We start from the raw sequence: 18,080 nt of genomic DNA on the forward strand, positions 1-18,080 counted from the left end.
GCATCGGCCACCCCTGGGAGTTCCTGGCGATCTGCAAGGCGATGCTGCAAACCGGCATCTATCCCGATTTCATCGTCGTCGACGGCAACGAAGGCGGCACCGGCGCCGCACCGCTTGAGTTTATGGATCACATGGGCATGCCGATGCGCGAGGGCGTCAATTTCGTCCATAACGCGCTGATCGGCATCAACGCCCGCAGCCGCATCCGCATCGGCGCAGCCGGAAAGATCGCGACCGCCTTCGACATGGCGCGCGCGATGGCGATCGGCGCCGACTGGTGCAATTCGGCGAGAGGCTTCATGTTCGCGCTCGGCTGCATCCAGTCGCTGAGCTGCCATACCGACCGCTGCCCGACGGGGGTGACCACGCAGGATCCCTCGCGCAACCGCGCCTTGTTCGTGCCGCACAAGGTCGAGCGGGTTTACAACTATCATCACGCCACGCTGCATGCGCTGGCGGAGCTTCTGGCCGCTGCCGGCCTCGAACATCCACAGGACCTGCGGCCGATCCACTTCTCGAAACGGACGTCCACGACCGAGGTCCAGACCTTTGCAAAGCTCTATCCCTCGCTTCGGCCGGGCGAACTGATCGACGGCACCAGCGATCCGCGCTTCCGCGATGCCTGGGCGATGGCGCGGGCGGATAGTTTTGCGCCGGCGGGTTAGAGAGCCCCCCTCTCCAGACCGTCGTCCCTGTGAAAGCAGCGGCCTATAACCACCGGCCCTCGTTGAATGAGAAGCCGTCTGCCTCCGTGTCCTAACCCGCCGCTACGGCGTATGGGTCGCCGCGTTTGCGGGGACGACAGCCGAGGCTAGTGCGGGTTTTCAAGGCTGTAGGTTTCCGACTGTTCATCGTAAGCGAACAGTTCGGCGTAACGTCCCCATGATACGACGGTCTTGAGCGTCTCGTCGGCCGCGGCTTCGCTCATATAGTCCTCGAGCTCGTTGCGGAAACGCGCCTCAGGCGCGGTATGCGAGGGCCGCTCATCCAGTACGCGGCGGATCAGGCCGATGACCGGGACATAGTTGATCATGTGCTCGGCGAACAGGCGCTTGCGCGCGTCGGTCTCGAGATTGGCGAAACGCTTGCCCGCATCGGTCAGCATCAGGTCGCCTTCGCTCAACTGCGCGAAGCGCAGCAGTTGCAGCGACTCGCCGAGGTGGAAGATTTCGTCGGCCTCGAGTTGCAGGTGACCGGCGAGAACCGGCAAGTCGGCGTGCCCGTTATAGGGAGGCGCTGCGAGCGTCTCGATCAGGCCCGACAGCACGTTGGACGATACGTGGTTGAGGATCATGCCGACGCCGGTGCCCTGAATGCCTTCGAGCGTGGGCGCCTTGGGCTCCGGACGTTGCGTCATGCGAGCATAGATGCTGTCGACCAGCTGGCGGAAGGCCGGGTCGAGCCGATTGCGTGGATGCGGCAGATCGACCTTGATCTCGGCGGCGACCCGGCCGGGATTGGATGAAAACACCAGGATGCGGTCGCACATCAGCACCGCCTCCTCGATATTGTGCGTCACCATCAGCACCGATTTGATCGGCAGCCGGCCTTCGATCCAGAGATCGATCAGGTCGGTGCGGAGCGTTTCGGCCGTCAGCACGTCGAGTGCCGAAAACGGTTCGTCCATCAACAGCAGGTCCGGATGCACGACCAGCGCCCGGGCAAAGCCCACGCGTTGGCGCATGCCGCCCGACAATTCCTTGGGATAGGCGGACTCGAATCCGTCAAGGCCGATCTGGTCGATCGCGGCCAGCGCCCTCTTGCGGCGCTCGCCGCTTTCGACGCCAAGCGCCTCCAGGCCGAGTTCGACGTTTTGCAGCACCGTCAGCCACGGAAACAAGGCAAACGACTGAAACACCATCGAGACGCCGTTCGGCGGTCCCTCGATGGTCTCGCCGCGGCATTTGGCATCCCCCGAGGAGGGCGCGATCAGGCCGGCGATGATGCGCAGCAGCGTGGACTTGCCGGATCCCGAGCGGCCGAGCAGACCCACGATCTCGCCCGAACGGATCGTGAGATCGACCTTTTCGAGAACCAGAAGTTCCTCGCCGCTGCCCTTGGGGAACGAACGGCAGACGCCGCGGACATCGAGCAGCGTGGTTTGCTTGGAAACATCGAGCATGGATTTTCCTTCAGGCTATCCGAGGCGAAGGCGGCGTTCTCCGAAAGCGTAGAGCGGCCTCCAGAGCAGGCGGTTGAACAGGGTGACGAGGACGCACATCACGACGATGCCGAGCACGACGCGCCGAAAATCTCCGGCTTCGGTCGCATTGGCTATATAGGCACCGAGGCCCTTGGCCATCAGGTGGGTATCGCCCCAACTGGCCACCTCGGCCACGATGGAGGCGTTCCATGATCCCCCCGAAGCGGTGATGGCGCCGGTGATGTAATAGGGGAAGATGCCCGGCAGGATCGCCTTGAGCCACCAGCGCCAGCCGCGCAGATGGAAGCTGCCGGCAGCCTCGCGCAGGTCGGTCGGGAAGGCGCTGGCGCCCGCAATGACATTGAACAGGATGTACCACTGGGTGCCGAGGATCATCAGCGGACTGAGCCAGATGTTCGCGTTCAAGCCGTAGCGCACGATGATGACCACGAATACCGGAAAGGCGAGGTTCGCCGGAAAGGCGGCCAGAAATTGCGCCAGCGGCTGCACGCGTTCGGCCAGCTTCGGCCGAAGCCCGATCCACACACCGATCGGCACCCAGATCAGTGACGCCAGCGCAATCAGCACGATGACGCGGGCAAGCGTGATGAAACCATCGCCTATGGCCGCGGAGACATCCGAGAGGCCCAGCGTCGCCGACATGAATTGGTAGGCGCGCCAGCCGGCATAACAGGTGGCAACCGCGATCACCGCAAGCCACAGTGCGTCAACCACGCGTGAGGACTGGCCGGACTTGAAGGGGACGACGCGCAGGCCCTCCGGAAGTCTCACATGCAGGTTTGAAAACACCTTGTTGGTGGCGGCAAAGGGCGCGGTCAGCGCCCGCAGGGCCCGCGTGCGGCGGAACAGGTCGAGCATCCAGGAGGTTGGCGCTGCGCCGGAGGCCGTCTGTTCGAAACGGAATTTGTCGGCCCAGGCCACTACGGGGCGGAACAGCAACTGGTCGTAGGCGATGATCACCAGCAGCATGGTCAGGATAGCGTAGCCGATCGCGGGCAAATTCTGCTGCTGGATGCCGAGAGCAACGTAGGAGCCGATGCCGGGCAAGGCGACCGTAGTATTGCCGACGGTGATCGCCTCCGACGCCACGACGAAAAACCACCCGCCGGACATCGACATCATCGTGTTCCAGATCAGGCCGGGCATGGCAAAGGGCACGTCCAGCCGCCAGAAGCGTTGCCATCCGGACAGGTGGAAGCTCTGCGAAGCTTCCTCGAGATCCTTCGGCACGTTGCGGATCGACTGGTACATGCTGAAAGTCATGTTCCAGGCCTGGCTCGTGAAGATCGCGAATACGCAGGCGAGTTCGGCGCCGAACACCTGGCCGGGAAAAAGGTTCAGGAAAAAAGCCACCGTAAATGTGAGGAAGCCGAGGATCGGCACCGATTGCAAGATGTCGAGCAGCGGGATCAGCACCATCTCGGCGCGCCGGCTCTTGGCGGCGAGCGTCGCGTACAGCAGCGTGAAAATGATCGAGCAGACGATGGCGAGCAGCATGCGCATGGTCGTTCGCAATGCGTAGAGCGGCAAATTGGACGGATCGAGGGAAACCGGAGCGGCATCAAGCGCCGACAGTGGCAGCGTGGTCTGCTCGCCGCCGTAGACGATCAGCACCATCGCGCCGATCACAAGAACGAGCGCGACCAGATCCCAGACGTTCGGCCGCAGCGCCTGCCCCAGTCTCGGCGTCAGAATGTCGTTCAGCGTCATGCGTGCCGCCTTGGTTGAATGCCGGGCTGCCGGCTCTGCGAAGAGTGAACCGAGGCCTGGTGACAGGCCGGATTTATGATGGGCTTATCGTCGAGCGGGAAGTTTGAAAGAGCACCGGATTTTCGTAATTGCAAGTCTCCGCTATTCCAGAATAGGGCCGACGCTCCAGCTTGCCGCCGAAACCGTCGGCTCCAGGCTGAGGCGGCCGACGACCTGCTCGAGCACGGCGTCGTTTTTGGTGGCGGAGGTCAGGAGTGCGTTGACCTCGACACGTCCGCTTTCCTCCAGATCGGTGCTGTCGAGTTGCCGCAGGCTGAGGTGACCGTTGCCGGTGCCCTCCAACAGCAGCGCCCGGACATGGGCTTCCTCGGGGCTCCGGCAGACGACCCGAACGGTATAGCGAAAATCGGTCTCGGCCTGCACGATCGGCTGCCGGTTGATGAGCCGGACCACCGGCCGCAGCATCAGGTTGATGAGCACGACAAACAGCATCGCGACCGCCGCATGCAGCGGATGGCCGCTGCCTGCAAGCAGTCCCACGGCGGCTGAACACCACAGTGTCGCTGCAGTGTTGAGGCCGGTTACCTGAAGTCCCTCGCGAAAAATGATGCCCGCGCCGAGAAAGCCGATCCCCGAGACGACTTGCGCGGCGACCCGGGTCGGACTTGCTTCGTCAGGAAACAGGCCTTCAAACACGACAAAGCTCGCCGCGCCGATTGCCACCAGCGTATTGGTTCTCAATCCCGCCATGCGCTGGCGCCATTGGCGTTCGAACCCGATACAGGCGCCGAGCAGCGTCGCTACGCCGAGGTTGAACGCGGTCTGATTGATCGAGGCGATCATGACCCACTTCCAATCCGGTCTTGCGGATCGCGGGCATGGCGAAGGCCCGCGCAAAACGGGCAGGTCGCTGGAAATCTTTTGCTGTTCTTGTCGAACATCGCTCGCCTCCACGTCCGCGATCAGCGCGGCAGGCCGGTGAGCGGACAGGCCTAAGCGGGACCGTCACTCCTCACGCGGCAGGGGCCAGCGCGATCGTTTTTCAACGTTGCCGGCGCCATCAACCCTGCTATCGCAGGGTTCTCGTCGCCGAAGGTGGTACTGCCCATGGCCTACTTGTCAGGATTGAAGGATTTGTTTGACACTAATGTTACACGACGAGCGGCAACTACGCCCGCGCCTTATGGCTGTCAACCACGGAGTTACGAGAGGTGTTGAACCTCGACGGTGACGTGCGACAGATCCCGGAAATCCGCCAGCCGTTGCCGGTAGTGCGCGGGCTCGCGCGGAGCCGATGTCGCAATCGAAACGATGGCGCCGAGATGTCCAGGCCCGAGCCGCCACAAATGCAGGTCGGTCACTTGGTCGCCCTCGCTTTCGATGGTCGCCTTCACTTTCGCGGCCATGCCGGGGTCCGGCGTGCGATCGAGCAGGATGGCGCCGGTATCGCGGATCAGCGCGACCGACCAACTGGCGATTACCAGCGCGCCGATGAAACCGGCGAGCGGGTCCATCCAGAGCCAGCCGAAGGCGCGCGCGAGCAGCAGGCCGACAATGACGAGGACGGAGACCGCGGCATCCGCCATAACGTGAACCACCGCGGCGCGCATGTTGTTGTCGCGATGGTGTGCATCGCCGCCATGTGAATGGCCGTGGTCGTGTGAGTGGTCGTGAGAATGATCATGTGAATGGCTGTGGCCGTGCGCATGACCGTGATGATGACCGCCGGCCAGCAACCAGGCGCTGGCAATATTGACCAAAAGCCCCAGCGCCGCGATCGGGATGGCTTCGGTGAAGGCGATCGGAACCGGATCGAGAAAACGTGACACCGCTTCGTAGCCGATCAGAAGCGCGATCATCGCCAGCACGATGGCGCTGGAATATCCGGCGAGATCGCCAAACTTGCCGGTTCCAAACGTGAAATTCGGATCGGCCGCATATCTGCGCGCAAAGGTATAGGCGAGCGCGGCGAGCAGCAGCGCACCCGCATGCGTCGACATATGCAGACCGTCGGCGATCAGGGCGAGCGAACCGAACATGGCGCCGCCGACGATTTCGGCGATCATCATGGCCGTACAAAGGATGATGACCGCCCACGTCCGCCGCTCCGCCCGCGCGTGGTCAGGGCCAAGGAACACGTGGCTGTGCGGCGTGTGAAAGGCCGAGCCGGAGTCGGTCATGTTGGCCTCACTTCAAATAGGTATGGACCACGTCGATCAGTTGACCGGCCGCCTCGGAGTTGAGCGCGCCGGGATTCCCTTCAGGATCGACCAGATGGGTGCGGATGTGATCCTCGACCACTTCCGCCATCAGCCCGGCGACGCTGCCGCGGATGCCGGCGATCATGTGCATGATGCGCTCGCATCCGGCCTCTTCCGACAACGCCCGCTCGATGGCTTCGACCTGGCCGCGGATGCGGCCGACGCGCGCGAGCAGCTTCTTTTTCTCTTTGATCGTGTGGGACATTGTTGACCAGACATATAGGATACCCCCCTATGCTATGTCAACAGCAGGCCTGAGCGCCTCGCCGGCCGAAACAGGACCATCCATGTTCGGAACTGCGGTCAGGTTTTCGGACGATTGGACAATAGTCTGAGGTCGAAGCGGTCGACCTCGCCGAGCAATTCGCAGAACGCCTTGGCGCCCTGATCGATCAGGCGTTCTCCCTTCTCGGCGGAGGCCTGCGTCGCGTCGCCCACCGCGCCGCTCGGATTGAGGTCCTGGGTCTGCCAGGCGAACGGCGCCGGCCGCTGCGCGGAGAGCCAGCGAAAATTTTTCTTCATCGCAATGGTCGAGGGACGGAAATCGGCCACCGCTTCGCGTTTCACGTGCCCGCTATATCGCGCCAGCATGATCGATGTTTCGACCGCGCCGCCATGGATGCCGTGCTCCACTTCTTCGGTGGAAAACAGCGTCTGCGCCGCCGAAAGCCGACTCCAGGCCGTGGTGACCGCCAGCATGTGGTGATGGGCGCGCAACTCCTGCGCGACCAGGCTCATCGCGGCGCTGTTGCCGCCGTGGCTGGTGACGATCACAAGCTTTTTAACGCCTGCGCGTGCAACGCTTTCGCCCAGCGCCATCCAATCCCTGAGAGCGGTTTCGGGCGTCAGCGTCAGCGTGCCTGGAAAGTCGGTATGTTCGGTCGAAATGCCGATCCGCTCGACTGGAAGAAAAGTGACGGGAAACGTCTCGGGCAGCCGTTCGCGCACCCGCGCGAGGTAAGCTTGCGCAATCATGACGTCGGTCTCAAGGGGCAGGTGCGGCCCGTGCTGCTCGGTCGCCGCCAGCGGCAGCACCGCAATCCAGCGCGCACGATCGGTGCCGGCCAATTCGGGCCAGCGAATGTCGGTCCAATCGCGGGGAGGGAGGGTTGAAGTCATTGCGCAAAGATAGTTTGTATGGAACGTCCGATCATCGCCATCATGAGCCAAAATGACCTACGGAGTCCAATCATGAAGTTTACGCTTTTGCGAGCGTTGACGGTTCTCCTGCTGGTCATGGTGGCAGGCCTGTCGCCAGGGCGCGCGCAGACCACGCTCGACAAGGTCTCCTTTGGCACCAACTGGGTCGCCGAGGCCGAGCATGGCGGATTCTTTCAGGCCGTGGCCGATGGCACCTATCAAAAATACGGTCTCGACGTCACGATCGTGCCCGGTGGTCCGAACGAGAACAATCGCATCCTGCTGATCGCCGGCAAGATCGACTTCTTCATGGCGGCCAACACGCTGATGTCGTTCGATGCCGTCGCCAACAATGTGCCATTGGTCACGGTCGCGGCGATCTTCCAGAAAGATCCGCAGGTGCTGCTGACACACCCGGAATTCAAGTTCACCAAGCTGGAAGATCTCAAGCCGCTGACGCTGTTCATCTCGAAGGAAGGCATTTCGAGCTATTTCCAGTGGCTGAAGTCCGAATACGGATTTAGCGAAGACAAGGTGAAGCCATACACCTTCAATCCGCAGCCGTTCCTGGCCGACAAGCACAGCGCGATGCAAGGCTACGTCACGTCCGAGCCCTACGCCATCGAGAAGACCGCCGGATTCAAGCCCGGGATCATCCTGCTCGCTGATTACGGCTTGAATAGCTATTCGACCCTGATCGAAACGCGCCGTGACGTGATCGACAAGAAGCCGGATCTCGTGCAGCGCTTCGTCAGCGCTTCGATCATCGGCTGGTACAATTACCTCTACGGCAACAACGCCGCCGCGAACGCGATGATCAAGAAACTCAATCCGGAAATGACTGACGAATTGCTCGCTTATTCCATCGCCAGGATGAAGCAGTACGGGATCGTCGATTCCGGGGATTCGTTGCACGACGGCATCGGTGCCATGAACGATGCGCGGATGGCGAGCTTCTTCGACAAGATGGTGCGCGCCCATGTCGTCCGCCCCGACATCGACTATCGCAAGTCCTACACGCTTCGTTTCATCAACAAGGGTGTCGGCCTCGATCTGCGGCCGAAGAACTGAGGCTGCGGGCGAAATGGCAGGTCCTGTCGCGTGGGCTGGGGTGAGCGCTGATCCGGCGGGATATGCGGTCAGCCTGCACGATGTCACCAAGGCCTACGACAACGGCGTGATGGCGCTTGGGCCGATCGATATCGAGGTCCGCCGCGGCGAGTTCGTGTCGCTGCTGGGTCCGTCCGGTTGCGGCAAATCGACCGCGCTTCGCCTGATTGCGGGCCTGAGTGCTCCGACTTCCGGAACGGTCCACGTCGCGCGACCAGAAGTGACGTCGAACGGCGGCCATCCGATTGGCTTTGTGTTTCAGGAGCCGACCCTGATGCCGTGGACCACGGTGCGCGAGAACGTTCGCCTGCCGTTGAAGCTGGCGCACTTGCCCTTTTCGGCCGCGAAAACGCGCGTCGATGAGGCGCTCGCGCAAGTGGGGCTTTCCGAATTTGCAGACAGCTACCCCCGCGAACTTTCCGGCGGCATGAAAATGCGCGTCTCGCTCGCCCGCGCGCTGGTCACCGATCCCGATATTCTGTTGATGGATGAACCCTTCGCGGCGCTGGATGAAATCACACGTTTCCGCCTCAACAACGATCTGCTGGCGTTGTGGCGCTCCTTACGCAAGACCGTCATATTCGTCACGCATTCTGTCTTCGAGTCGGTCTATTTGTCGCAGCGGGTGCTGGTGATGACGTCGCGGCCCGGACGCATCGCGACAGAAATCGCTATCGAGACCGCCGAGCCGCGCTCGGAAGATTTTCGTACCTCGGCCGACTACGCCGGCTATTGCCGCAAAGTGTCTGATGCGTTGGCCCCGTCCTACTCTGGACGGTCGGCATGAGTGCGCCCGGCTCTCCGTCGTTCACGGCTCCCGTGCCTGCCGGCAATCGCGCGGTGCGTCTGGTGCGCCTGCTGCTGCCCATCGTGGTGCTGGTCGCAGGAATCGGGCTTTGGGAAATCGTGGTACGGGTCAATGACATCAAGCCTTATGTTTTGCCTGCGCCGTCGGCAATCCTTGAAACACTGATCCGCGATTGGGACGTGCTCTCGCGCTCGCTTCTGACCACGCTTTTGACAACGCTCGAAGGCTTTGTCGCCGCGGCCGTCGGCGGAATCGCGCTAGCGCTGTTGTTCAACCTGTCGAAGTGGCTGGAATATTCGCTGTTCCCCTATGCGGTGGTGTTACAGGTCACGCCCGTGATCGCGATTGCACCACTATTGTTGATTTACCTGTCGCAACCCACGGCGGTTGTCGTTTGCGCCTGGATCGTTGCGTTCTTTCCGGTGCTGTCCAACACGACGCTGGGTCTGAATTCGGTGGATCGCAACCTCGCGGGTCTGTTCCAGCTTTATCGTGCGTCGCCGCTGCAAACGCTGTGCTTCCTCAAATTACCCGCCGCATTGCCGTTCATCCTGGGCGGGCTTCGCATCGCGGGAGGCCTGTCGCTGATCGGCGCGGTCGTGGCCGAAATCGCCGCCGGTTCAGCCGGTGCTGGATCGGGCCTTGCCTACCGAATTGCGGAATCCGGCTATCGCCTCAACATTCCCAGAATGTTCGCCGCGTTGCTGTTGCTCTCGGCCGCCGGAATTGTCATTTATGGGCTGCTGGCGCTAATTTCGCATCTGCTGCTGCGGCGCTGGCATGAGAGCGCGCTTGGAAAGGAAAATTAAAAAATGAGCGGAAACATCTCATCGGAGAAGATCGACCTTCTGATCTACGGACCGAACAAGCCGATCGTCGACAAGGGTTTTTCCGATCAGTTCGTGCTCCATCCCTTTGAAAGCCGCGCCGACCTTGATCGCGTGAGCCCGGCCGTGGCTGCGAAAATTCGCGGCGCCGCCGTCACCTACAGCACGGTCCGCTGTGACGGCGCCGTGATGGCGATGTTCCCGAAGCTCGAGATCGCGGCGTCTTTCGGTGTCGGCTACGACCACGTCGATGCCAACTATGCGCGCGAGCATAACATTGTCGTGACCAACACGCCGGACGTCCTCACCGAGGAGGTCGCCGATATCGCGATGGGACTTCTGATCGCAACCTTGCGCGAGTTCATCAAGGCCGACCGCTATCTGCGCTCCGGGCTATGGACGACGCAGCAGTATCCTCTGAGCGTCGGCTCGCTTCGCGACCGCAAGGTCGGAATCGTCGGCTTGGGCCGGATCGGTCAGGCGGTCGCGCGACGGCTGGATGCGTCGCTCGTGCCGGTGGTCTACCATTCGCGCAATCCGGTCGCGGGCGTCAAACACAAGCACTATCCCGATCTGATCGAGATGGCGAAGGCGGTCGACACGCTGGTGGTGATCGTGCCTGGCGGTCCATCAACCGCGAAAATGATCAACGCCGACGTTCTCAAGGCGCTCGGTCCGCGCGGCGTTGTCATCAACGTCGCGCGCGGCTCGGTGATCGATGAAGAGGCGCTGATCGCAGCATTGCAGTCCGGAACGATTTTGGCTGCGGGCCTCGACGTGTTCGCCAAGGAGCCCGCCGTACCCGACGAGTTGAAGGCGATGCAGAATGTGGTGCTGCTGCCGCATATCGGCTCGGCGTCGGTCGTCACCCGCAATGCGATGGATCAGCTCGTGGTCGATAACCTGAAAGCCTGGTTCGCCGGCAAGCCGCCGCTGACCCCGATTGCGGAAACGCCGGTGAAGGGCCGCTAATGTTGACCCGGCCGCTTATTGCGGTTGCAGCGTTCGCGGTGTCGCTTGCCTGCGGACATCCTGCCACCGCGCAGGATGCTGCCACTTTGCGAAAAGACATGATCGGCCAGTGGGAGCTCTCGACCACCGAGCGCAGCAAGACCTGCGTCGTCACATTGAAGGCCGACGCAGCGCCACAAGGCTTGAAACTTGAACTGGAGCCGGGTTGCGCCACGGCGTTGCCGTTCGCCAAGGATATCGTGGCCTGGAGCGTCAAGGGCCTCGATATCGTGCGCTTGCAGGATGCAAGTGGCCAGCCGGTGATCGACTTCACCGAAGTCGAGAGCGGCATCTTCGAAGGTGTGCGGCAGAACGAGGGCGTCTACATTCTGCAAAACCTCGCAGCAGCCCGTTCGCTCGCCAAGTCGATGGACCAGATGATCGGCGACTGGGCGATGGTGCGCGGCAATGGCCAGGCCGTCTGTGGCCTTACTCTCACCAACACCGACGCCGGTCAGGACAATTTCAAGGTCTTCCTGAAACCGAAATGCGATCCCCTGGTCGCTGCGTTCGCGCCGACACGCTGGCGGCTGGAGCACGGCCAGATCCAGCTGATGTCGGACAAAGGCGAAACCTGGCAGTTCGAGGCCGACGACAATGCGCAGTGGCGGCTGGTGCCCGATAGCACCGATCCGCTGATCATGGTGCGGCAGTAATTTCGCGGTAAATCGGCCAATTCCGGGTGAAGCTCGGGCGTTGGCGAATTTTTTTAGGTCTCGTGTCGATCTGCGGCCGGCCGGTTCGTCGAACCATTAGCGAGACAGTTCAGGGGCATGGTGCCCGCAGCTCGCCCTGGAAGGAGTTCTCATATGCGTTTCATGTATCTGGTCACACATCCCGGCCCTTCGGGAAACCCAACCCCCGAACTCTTGGAAGCGATGCACAAACTGGCGGATCGGGAGATCAAGGCGGGCCGCATGCTCGACAATGGCGGGTTGATGCCAGTTCAGACCGGTGCGCAGGTGCGCATCAAGGAAGGCAAGCTCAGCGTGATCGACGGCCCATTCGTCGAAGCCAAGGAAGTCGTCGGCGGATATGCGATTTTCGAGCTTCGCGACAAGCAGGAGGCTGTGGCGATGGCAAGAGAATTCATGCAGCTACACCTCGATCACATGCCCGGCTGGGAAGGAACGTGCGAACTTCGTGCGTTTGCTGGTCCTTGAACCGCGACGCCAGAGGACGCCCCCGTTAGCCGTGACCGCCGACGATGCCCATCACGCAATTCTCGCCGCCTGGCGGGTTGAGCAGCCCCGGCTCATCACCGGACTGTCGAGAATGCTGCGTGACGTGCCGCTGGCGGAGGAGTTGACGCAGGACGCCCTGTTGGCGGCGCTTGAGCATTGGCCCTCGACCGGGATTCCGGAGCGGCCGGGCGCGTGGCTGATGGCCACGGCCAAACGGCGCGCGCTGGACCACTTGCGCCGTGCCCGTATGCTTGCGCGCAAACGTCAACTGGTCGCGCTCGAGCTGGAAGCGGAGCAGCAAGCGATGCCCGATCTGGACGCCGCGCTTGATGACGACATCGGCGACGAGATGCTTCGGTTGATTTTTACGGCCTGCCATCCGCTGTTGTCGCGCGAGGCGCGCGTGGCTCTGGCGCTGCGGATGATTTGCGGCCTGACCACTCAGGAGATCGCAAGGGCCTTTCTGGTTTCGGATGCGACCATTGCCCAACGCGTCGTCCGTGCGAAGCGGACGCTTTCCGAGTCGGGACTGGTTTACGAGACGCCGCGGGGCGCAGAGTTGTCGGAACGGCTCGCCACGGTGCTGGAAGTCGTCTACCTGATCTTCAATGAAGGCTATACCGCGGCGAGCGGCGAGCATTGGTTGCGTCCGCAACTTTGCCAGGAAGCACTGCGCATCGGCCGCATCCTGACGTCGACCGCGCCTCGCGAACCCGAGGCCCATGGCCTGCTTGCCTTGATGGAGCTGAACGCCTCGCGCACGGCCGCGCGCACGGATGCTGCAGGCGAGCCCGTCCTGATGCTCGAGCAGAACCGCGCGCTGTGGGATCCGTTGCAGATCCGGCGAGGACTGCAGGCGCTTGGCCGCGCGCGAGAACTCGGTGGCTCCTTTGGCTTCTATGCGCTTCAAGCGGCGATCATTGCCTGCCATGCGCAGGCCGGAACCGCCGCCGAGACCGACTGGCAGCGGATTTCGGCGCTTTATTCCGAACTCACAAGACGCGTGAATTCCCCTGTCATCGAACTCAATCGAGCCGTCGCCGTCGGTATGGCGGAGGGGCCGGAAGCCGGTCTTGCGATCGCAGACCGGCTGGTGGGCCAGCCGGCGCTCAAGGCCTATCATTTGCTTGAAAGCGTGCGCGGTGACCTGCTTTACAAGCTCCAGCGTTTCGCAGACGCCAAAGCGGCGTTTGAAGCGGCGGCGGCACTGGCGGACAACAAACGGGAACGCGAGCTATTGCGGCGACGGGCAACGGAGGCCGCGCGTGCAGCGGTTTCGAGGGCCGAGTAGGTGTCGGCGCGTTCAGATCAGCTTCATCCCCTTTAAACTCGCATGCCCACCTTTGCCTACGATGATGTGGTCATGCACGGCAATGCCGAGCGGGCTGGCGATGCCGATGATCGCTTTCGTCATCTGAATGTCGGCCTGCGAGGGCGTCGGATCACCCGAAGGATGGTTGTGAACCAGTATCAGGGCGGTTGCCGATAGTTCCAGCGCCCGCTTGATCACCTCGCGCGGATAGACCGGCGTGTGGTCCACCGTGCCGGTCTGCTGCACCTCGTCCGCAATCAACTGGTTGCGCTTGTCGAGAAAGAGAATGCGAAACTGCTCCTTGTCGGCGAACGCCATGCCGGTGCGACAGTAGTTAATGACGTCATTCCACGACGACAGCGCGACGCTTCGCTTGATTTCGCCCTTGGCGATGCGGCTGGCCGCCGCCGCAAGCAGCTTGAGTTGAGTGATCGAGGAATCGCCGATGCCGTCGATTTCGCGCAGCAGGCGTTCGGGTGCGTGGACGACTTCGGCAAAGGAGCCGAATTTCTTCAAGAGCAGCTTGGCGATCGGCTTGGTATCGCGCCGCGGCAGCGCCGCAAACAGCGCCATCTCCAGCAACTCGTAGTCGCTCAACGCGTCCGGACCGGCGTCCCGAAAGCGTTCGCGCAGCCGCTCGCGATGGCCGTGATAATGCGGCGGCTCCCCTTGCGCCTTTGGGTTAATCCGATCGTCCGTCCCGTTGCCCATTGGCTTCAATGTGCCGAGGTAGACGATTTTTGCAACCGGGAAGTAGGGCGGCGCTTGGGGGCCGCGCGTCCGGCCGTTCGGCCCCACTCGCGTTCAGGCCTGTATCCTGCGCTTGAGATAAAACTCGGCGGTAAGACGCCACGTCTGGCGCTCATCGGCGGATTCACGGCTGACCCAATGAAAGGAATTGGCCGCAATCTCGAAAAAGCACCACTGACAGACCGTGCCGTCGGCCTCGCGATACTCCTGAATGATGTCGGGGCCAACCTGCCGTCCTGTCATCCTGTCGTGCTTCTGCCTGACGGGGTCGATGAACGTGATTTGCCAGCTATCGTGCCGCGGATCGTAGACGCGCAGTGTCGTTCCATACATCCTGTCGGCCTCCCCGGGAGCCCGCCCGACCCGCGAGGGCACGATCCAGACATCCTGAATGGCGCGGCCTTCGAGCGCCCAGCCGAAATGAACTTCCGCGCTTGAATCGGAGCGCTCGCCGTTCGTGCCAAACCTGGTGAGCGTTCCATCCCAAGTCCCGACGAACTGTCCGTAAAGCATCATCTTGTCGGCGCGGTCTGGCGCCGGGCCCTCGGCGCCGCACAGCGCTTCGATGAATGAGAGGGATTTTTCCACCATCGATATTCTCCAGGAGATGTCTCGTTTCTCCGGCGAGATTTCGCCGAAGACCGAGGTCATCGCTTGGAGAAAATTGCGGCTTGTCAGAATGCCGCGGCTTCAACCCTCCGCCCGCGGCAGCGCAGGATTAGCCGGCCGCCGCCGGCTTCTGGGTCGCAATCGATTTTAACTACGCGGCCGCCGGCGGTTTCTCCTGATGGCGTTCCGAGAGCGTGAAGATCTCGACGCCGGTCGCCGTCACGCCGACCGAGTGCTCGAACTGTGCCGACAGCGAACGGTCGCGCGTCACCGCGGTCCAGCCATCGGACAGGATCTTCACATGCGGCTTGCCGAGATTGATCATCGGCTCGATGGTAAAGAACATGCCGGGCCTGAGCGGCACGCCTTCGCCCGGCCGGCCGATATGAATGATATTCGGCTCGTCGTGGAACAGGCGGCCGAGCCCGTGGCCGCAGAAATCGCGCACCACGCTCATGCCCTGCGGTTCGACAAAACTCTGGATGGCATGGCCGATGTCGCCGGTGGTCGCGCCCGGCTTGACGGCAGCGATACCGCGCATCATGGCCTCGTAGGTCACTTCGATCAGCCGCTCCGCTTTGCGCGCGATCGGGGCAATCGCATACATCCGGCTGGAATCGCCATACCAGCCATCGACGATGAAGGTGACGTCGATGTTGACGATGTCGCCTTCCTTCAGCCCGCGGTCGCCGGGCATGCCATGGCACACCACGTGGTTGATAGAGGTACACGTCGAATAACGATAGCCGCGATACATCAGCGTCGCCGGAAAGGCGCCATGGCTGAAGGCAAACTCGCGGACGAAATCATCAATCTTCGAGGTCGGGACGCCCGCCTTGACGATGTCGGTCAATTGGTCGAGGCATTTCGCCACCAGCGCGCCTGCCTTGCGCATGCCTGCAAAGCTGCTTGCGCCGTGCAGCTTGATCTGCCCGGTCTTGCGCAGGGACGTATCTGAGGCCTCAACATAGCTCATGGGTGGGTCGTGTCTCGGTCGGGAAGGCTGGGTGAACGGTCTAATTTAATGATTGGCGTTCGCAGTGCAAGCGACCTCGGGGGCGGAACTGCCGTCAATTGGGGACCTCTAGGGCGGTGTCGACCGGCAGCGCCCCGCCGCGAACGCGGATTTCGCGCACTGGGTAAGGCACCTTGATGCCCTCGCGCTTGAACGCCTCCCACAGCGCCAGCATCACTTCGCTCTTGACGTTGTCCATGCCGTCGGGGTCGGCGATCCAGAAGGTCAGGGAAAACTTCATGCCGGTCTCGGCGAATTCGGTCAGGATGCAGCCGGGCGGCCTGGACTTGATGGCGCGGGGGGCGCTGGCCGCGATTTCGGCCGCGAGTTTGCACACCTGCCTCGGGTCGGAGTCGTAATTGGTGCCGAAATTCACCTTCACCAGCGTGTTCTTGTCGGTATAGGTCCAGTTGGTGACCTTCTGCGTCACCAGATCCTCGTTCGGAATCAGGAATTCGCGGCCATCGCCGGCAGCGACCGAAATATAGCGCGTCTTCATCGCGCTGATGCGCCCGGAACTGTCGCCGATGGTGACGAGGTCGCCGGGTTTGACCGACTTGTCCGCCAGAAGGATGATGCCGCTGATGAAGTTGGCGACGATCTTTTGCAGGCCGATGCCGATGCCGACGCCGACCGCGCCCGAGAACACCGCCAGCGCAGACAGGTTGATGCCGACGGCGCTTAGCGCAACAGCGATCGCGACGATCAAGAGCCCCATCCGGATCATCTTCACCAGCAGAACCTGGATCGATGGCGTCAGGTCGGAGGATTGATTGATGCGGCTTTCGACAAAATTACTGGCGACGTTGGTGAGCCAGAGCGCGGCGATCAGGATCAGGCCGAGCTTGATCACGACCAGCGGCGTCAGCCGCAATCCGCCAAGAACGATCGAAACCGAATCGAGTGCGTCGATCGCCGGATCGAGCTGATTGATGATGCTCAGCGCCGCGATCAGCCAAGCCGACAGCGATATCAGTTTAACCAGGAAAGCGTTGCGGATGACCGAAGTCACAAGCCGTATGATCAGCCAGGCCACGGCGAGCTTGGCCGCGACCACCAGCATGTAACTGCGGCTCGGCCAGGTCGAGTGGAACATCGCGATCCGCGCGGCGATGACCAGAATCGCGAACACGACGGTAGAGAAGCTCGCCACCAGCACATGAGCCAGGCGTCGCAGCGGCAGCGGCCATCGCTTGGCGAGCGAGTCGTTATCGACGCGTGAGCGGAGCGCCGCATCGGCCACAAAAGCGATTCCGGCCGCGGTGAGGATCAGGCCGAATTGCAGGTAGAACCAGGGCGAGTGGATTTCGGCGCCCACGGAGCGCGCCACAGTTCGCAGGTAGTCGATGACGTCGTTCAGATCCATCGTCAAATCTCGTCTTGGGCGGATCGCCGGAATGCAGGCCTGATTCGGAGGATTCTCACATAACCACGCGATTGGCGCCATCGCCGCCGCGCGCGCCGTCGTGGGATGGCGATCGAAAATCGGGCGCCGCAGAAATGGGTTGGCGTTGAACTGTAGCGACGATAAGGATGTGGTTTCAGGGATTTACATAACAGCTCATGGCCTCTCTCGACTCGGTCAGCATAGCCATCCTGCTCGGCGCGGTGCTTGTCATGGCGGGCATTCTGTCGAGCCTGCTGGCGCTGCGCTTTGGCGCGCCGCTGTTGCTGGTGTTTCTCCTGATCGGCGTCATGGCGGGAGATTCCGGCCCGGGTCAGCTTCAGTTCGACGATTTGCGCACCACCTATCTGGTGGGATCGGTGGCGCTGGCGCTGATCCTGTTCGACGGCGGCTTGCGAACACGCTTCCAGAACATCAGCGCGGTGATTGCGCCGTCGATGCTGCTCGCGACCGTCGGTGTGTTGCTGACAGCGCTGATTACGGCGCCCGTTGCCAGATATGCCCTCGACCTGAACTGGACTGAAGCGCTGTTGGTCGGCGCCGTGGTTGCCTCGACCGATGCGGCGGCGGTATTTCTGCTGGTGCATGCGCAGGGCTTGCGGTTGCGCCCGCGCGTCGGTGCGACGTTGGAGGCGGAATCCGGCACCAACGATCCCTTTGCGGTGTTTCTCACCCTGATGCTGGTCGAGCTGATTTCCGTGGGCAACAGTTCATTCACGCATGTCGCTGTCGAGCTCGGCCGCGAGGCGGTGCTGGGCGCTGTCGCCGGGATCG

Annotated in this window: 19 protein-coding genes; 9 read left to right on the plus strand and 10 right to left on the minus strand. The window is 62.3% G+C overall.

What is annotated here, in order from left to right; all coding sequences use genetic code 11:
- On the plus strand, positions 1–665 hold a 665-nt coding region (locus tag WB528_RS21615), incomplete at its 5' end, for a glutamate synthase-related protein (protein WP_423890509.1).
- 146 nt (positions 666–811) lie between these two features.
- Here the strand turns inward: WB528_RS21615 and WB528_RS21620 are convergent.
- The 6 genes from WB528_RS21620 to WB528_RS21645 all read right to left on the minus strand — a co-directional run bounded on the left by WB528_RS21620 (position 812) and on the right by WB528_RS21645 (position 7,254).
- Positions 812–2,122: an AAA-associated domain-containing protein gene (locus WB528_RS21620; protein ID WP_423890511.1), complete on the minus strand. Its 1,311-nt coding sequence runs from the start codon at positions 2,120–2,122 to the stop codon at positions 812–814.
- A gap of 15 nt (positions 2,123–2,137) precedes the next feature.
- Positions 2,138–3,874: an ABC transporter permease gene (locus WB528_RS21625; RefSeq protein ID WP_423890513.1), complete on the minus strand. Its 1,737-nt coding sequence runs from the start codon at positions 3,872–3,874 to the stop codon at positions 2,138–2,140.
- 141 nt (positions 3,875–4,015) lie between these two features.
- On the minus strand, positions 4,016–4,717 hold the full coding sequence (locus WB528_RS21630) for an MgtC/SapB family protein (protein WP_423890515.1): 702 nt from the start codon (positions 4,715–4,717) through the stop codon (positions 4,016–4,018).
- Between the two features lie 359 nt (positions 4,718–5,076).
- The gene (gene dmeF, locus WB528_RS21635) at positions 5,077–6,054 is read right to left on the minus strand and encodes a CDF family Co(II)/Ni(II) efflux transporter DmeF (RefSeq protein WP_423890518.1); all 978 of its coding nucleotides are present in this window, start codon (positions 6,052–6,054) and stop codon (positions 5,077–5,079) included.
- A 7-nt stretch (positions 6,055–6,061) separates the two neighbouring features.
- Positions 6,062–6,340: a metal/formaldehyde-sensitive transcriptional repressor gene (locus WB528_RS21640; protein ID WP_423890521.1), complete on the minus strand. Its 279-nt coding sequence runs from the start codon at positions 6,338–6,340 to the stop codon at positions 6,062–6,064.
- A 98-nt stretch (positions 6,341–6,438) separates the two neighbouring features.
- On the minus strand, positions 6,439–7,254 hold the full coding sequence (locus tag WB528_RS21645; protein WP_423890522.1) for a creatininase family protein: 816 nt from the start codon (positions 7,252–7,254) through the stop codon (positions 6,439–6,441).
- 72 nt (positions 7,255–7,326) lie between these two features.
- On the opposite strand from WB528_RS21645, the gene WB528_RS21650 reads away from it, so the two are divergent.
- The 7 genes from WB528_RS21650 to WB528_RS21680 all read left to right on the plus strand — a co-directional run bounded on the left by WB528_RS21650 (position 7,327) and on the right by WB528_RS21680 (position 13,506).
- Positions 7,327–8,346, plus strand: coding sequence for an ABC transporter substrate-binding protein (locus WB528_RS21650; RefSeq protein ID WP_423890524.1), 1,020 nt, complete (start codon positions 7,327–7,329; stop codon positions 8,344–8,346).
- A gap of 13 nt (positions 8,347–8,359) precedes the next feature.
- Complete coding sequence (locus WB528_RS21655) at positions 8,360–9,172, plus strand: ABC transporter ATP-binding protein (RefSeq protein ID WP_423890526.1); 813 nt, start codon at positions 8,360–8,362, stop codon at positions 9,170–9,172.
- Positions 9,169–10,002 carry an ABC transporter permease gene (locus WB528_RS21660; RefSeq protein ID WP_423890528.1) on the plus strand — a complete coding sequence of 278 codons (834 nt, stop codon included), beginning with the start codon at positions 9,169–9,171 and terminating at the stop codon, positions 10,000–10,002. The genes WB528_RS21655 and WB528_RS21660 overlap by 4 nt, the downstream gene beginning before the upstream one ends.
- Before the next feature lie 3 nt (positions 10,003–10,005).
- Positions 10,006–10,992, plus strand: a complete 987-nt coding sequence (locus WB528_RS21665) for a 2-hydroxyacid dehydrogenase (RefSeq protein ID WP_423890530.1) — start codon at positions 10,006–10,008, stop codon at positions 10,990–10,992.
- Positions 10,992–11,687, plus strand: coding sequence for an AprI/Inh family metalloprotease inhibitor (locus tag WB528_RS21670; protein ID WP_423890533.1), 696 nt, complete (start codon positions 10,992–10,994; stop codon positions 11,685–11,687). Before WB528_RS21665 ends, WB528_RS21670 begins: the two co-directional genes overlap by 1 nt.
- 153 nt (positions 11,688–11,840) lie before the next feature.
- Positions 11,841–12,194 (plus strand): YciI family protein, encoded by a 354-nt coding sequence (locus tag WB528_RS21675; protein WP_423890535.1) that lies wholly within the window; start codon positions 11,841–11,843, stop codon positions 12,192–12,194.
- A 31-nt stretch (positions 12,195–12,225) separates the two neighbouring features.
- Positions 12,226–13,506, plus strand: a complete 1,281-nt coding sequence (locus WB528_RS21680; protein WP_423890536.1) for an RNA polymerase sigma factor — start codon at positions 12,226–12,228, stop codon at positions 13,504–13,506.
- 12 nt (positions 13,507–13,518) lie between these two features.
- Here WB528_RS21680 and radC read toward each other — a convergent pair whose 3' ends face one another.
- The 4 genes from radC to WB528_RS21700 all read right to left on the minus strand — a co-directional run bounded on the left by radC (position 13,519) and on the right by WB528_RS21700 (position 17,273).
- On the minus strand, positions 13,519–14,238 hold the full coding sequence (gene radC, locus WB528_RS21685) for a RadC family protein (protein WP_423890538.1): 720 nt from the start codon (positions 14,236–14,238) through the stop codon (positions 13,519–13,521).
- 93 nt (positions 14,239–14,331) lie between these two features.
- A complete protein-coding gene (locus WB528_RS21690; RefSeq protein ID WP_423890539.1) occupies positions 14,332–14,868 on the minus strand; it encodes a hypothetical protein in 537 nt (178 codons plus the stop codon).
- A 169-nt stretch (positions 14,869–15,037) separates the two neighbouring features.
- Positions 15,038–15,862, minus strand: coding sequence for a type I methionyl aminopeptidase (map, locus tag WB528_RS21695; protein WP_423890541.1), 825 nt, complete (start codon positions 15,860–15,862; stop codon positions 15,038–15,040).
- A gap of 94 nt (positions 15,863–15,956) precedes the next feature.
- The gene (locus WB528_RS21700; RefSeq protein WP_423890544.1) at positions 15,957–17,273 is read right to left on the minus strand and encodes a mechanosensitive ion channel family protein; all 1,317 of its coding nucleotides are present in this window, start codon (positions 17,271–17,273) and stop codon (positions 15,957–15,959) included.
- Positions 17,274–17,464: 191 nt separating this feature from the next.
- Here WB528_RS21700 and WB528_RS21705 point away from each other — a divergent pair.
- On the plus strand, positions 17,465–18,080 hold a 616-nt coding region (locus WB528_RS21705), incomplete at its 3' end, for a cation:proton antiporter (RefSeq protein ID WP_423890546.1).

It is taken from the genome of Bradyrhizobium sp. (genome assembly GCF_049586575.1).
Taxonomy (GTDB): Bacteria; Pseudomonadota; Alphaproteobacteria; order Rhizobiales; family Xanthobacteraceae; genus Bradyrhizobium.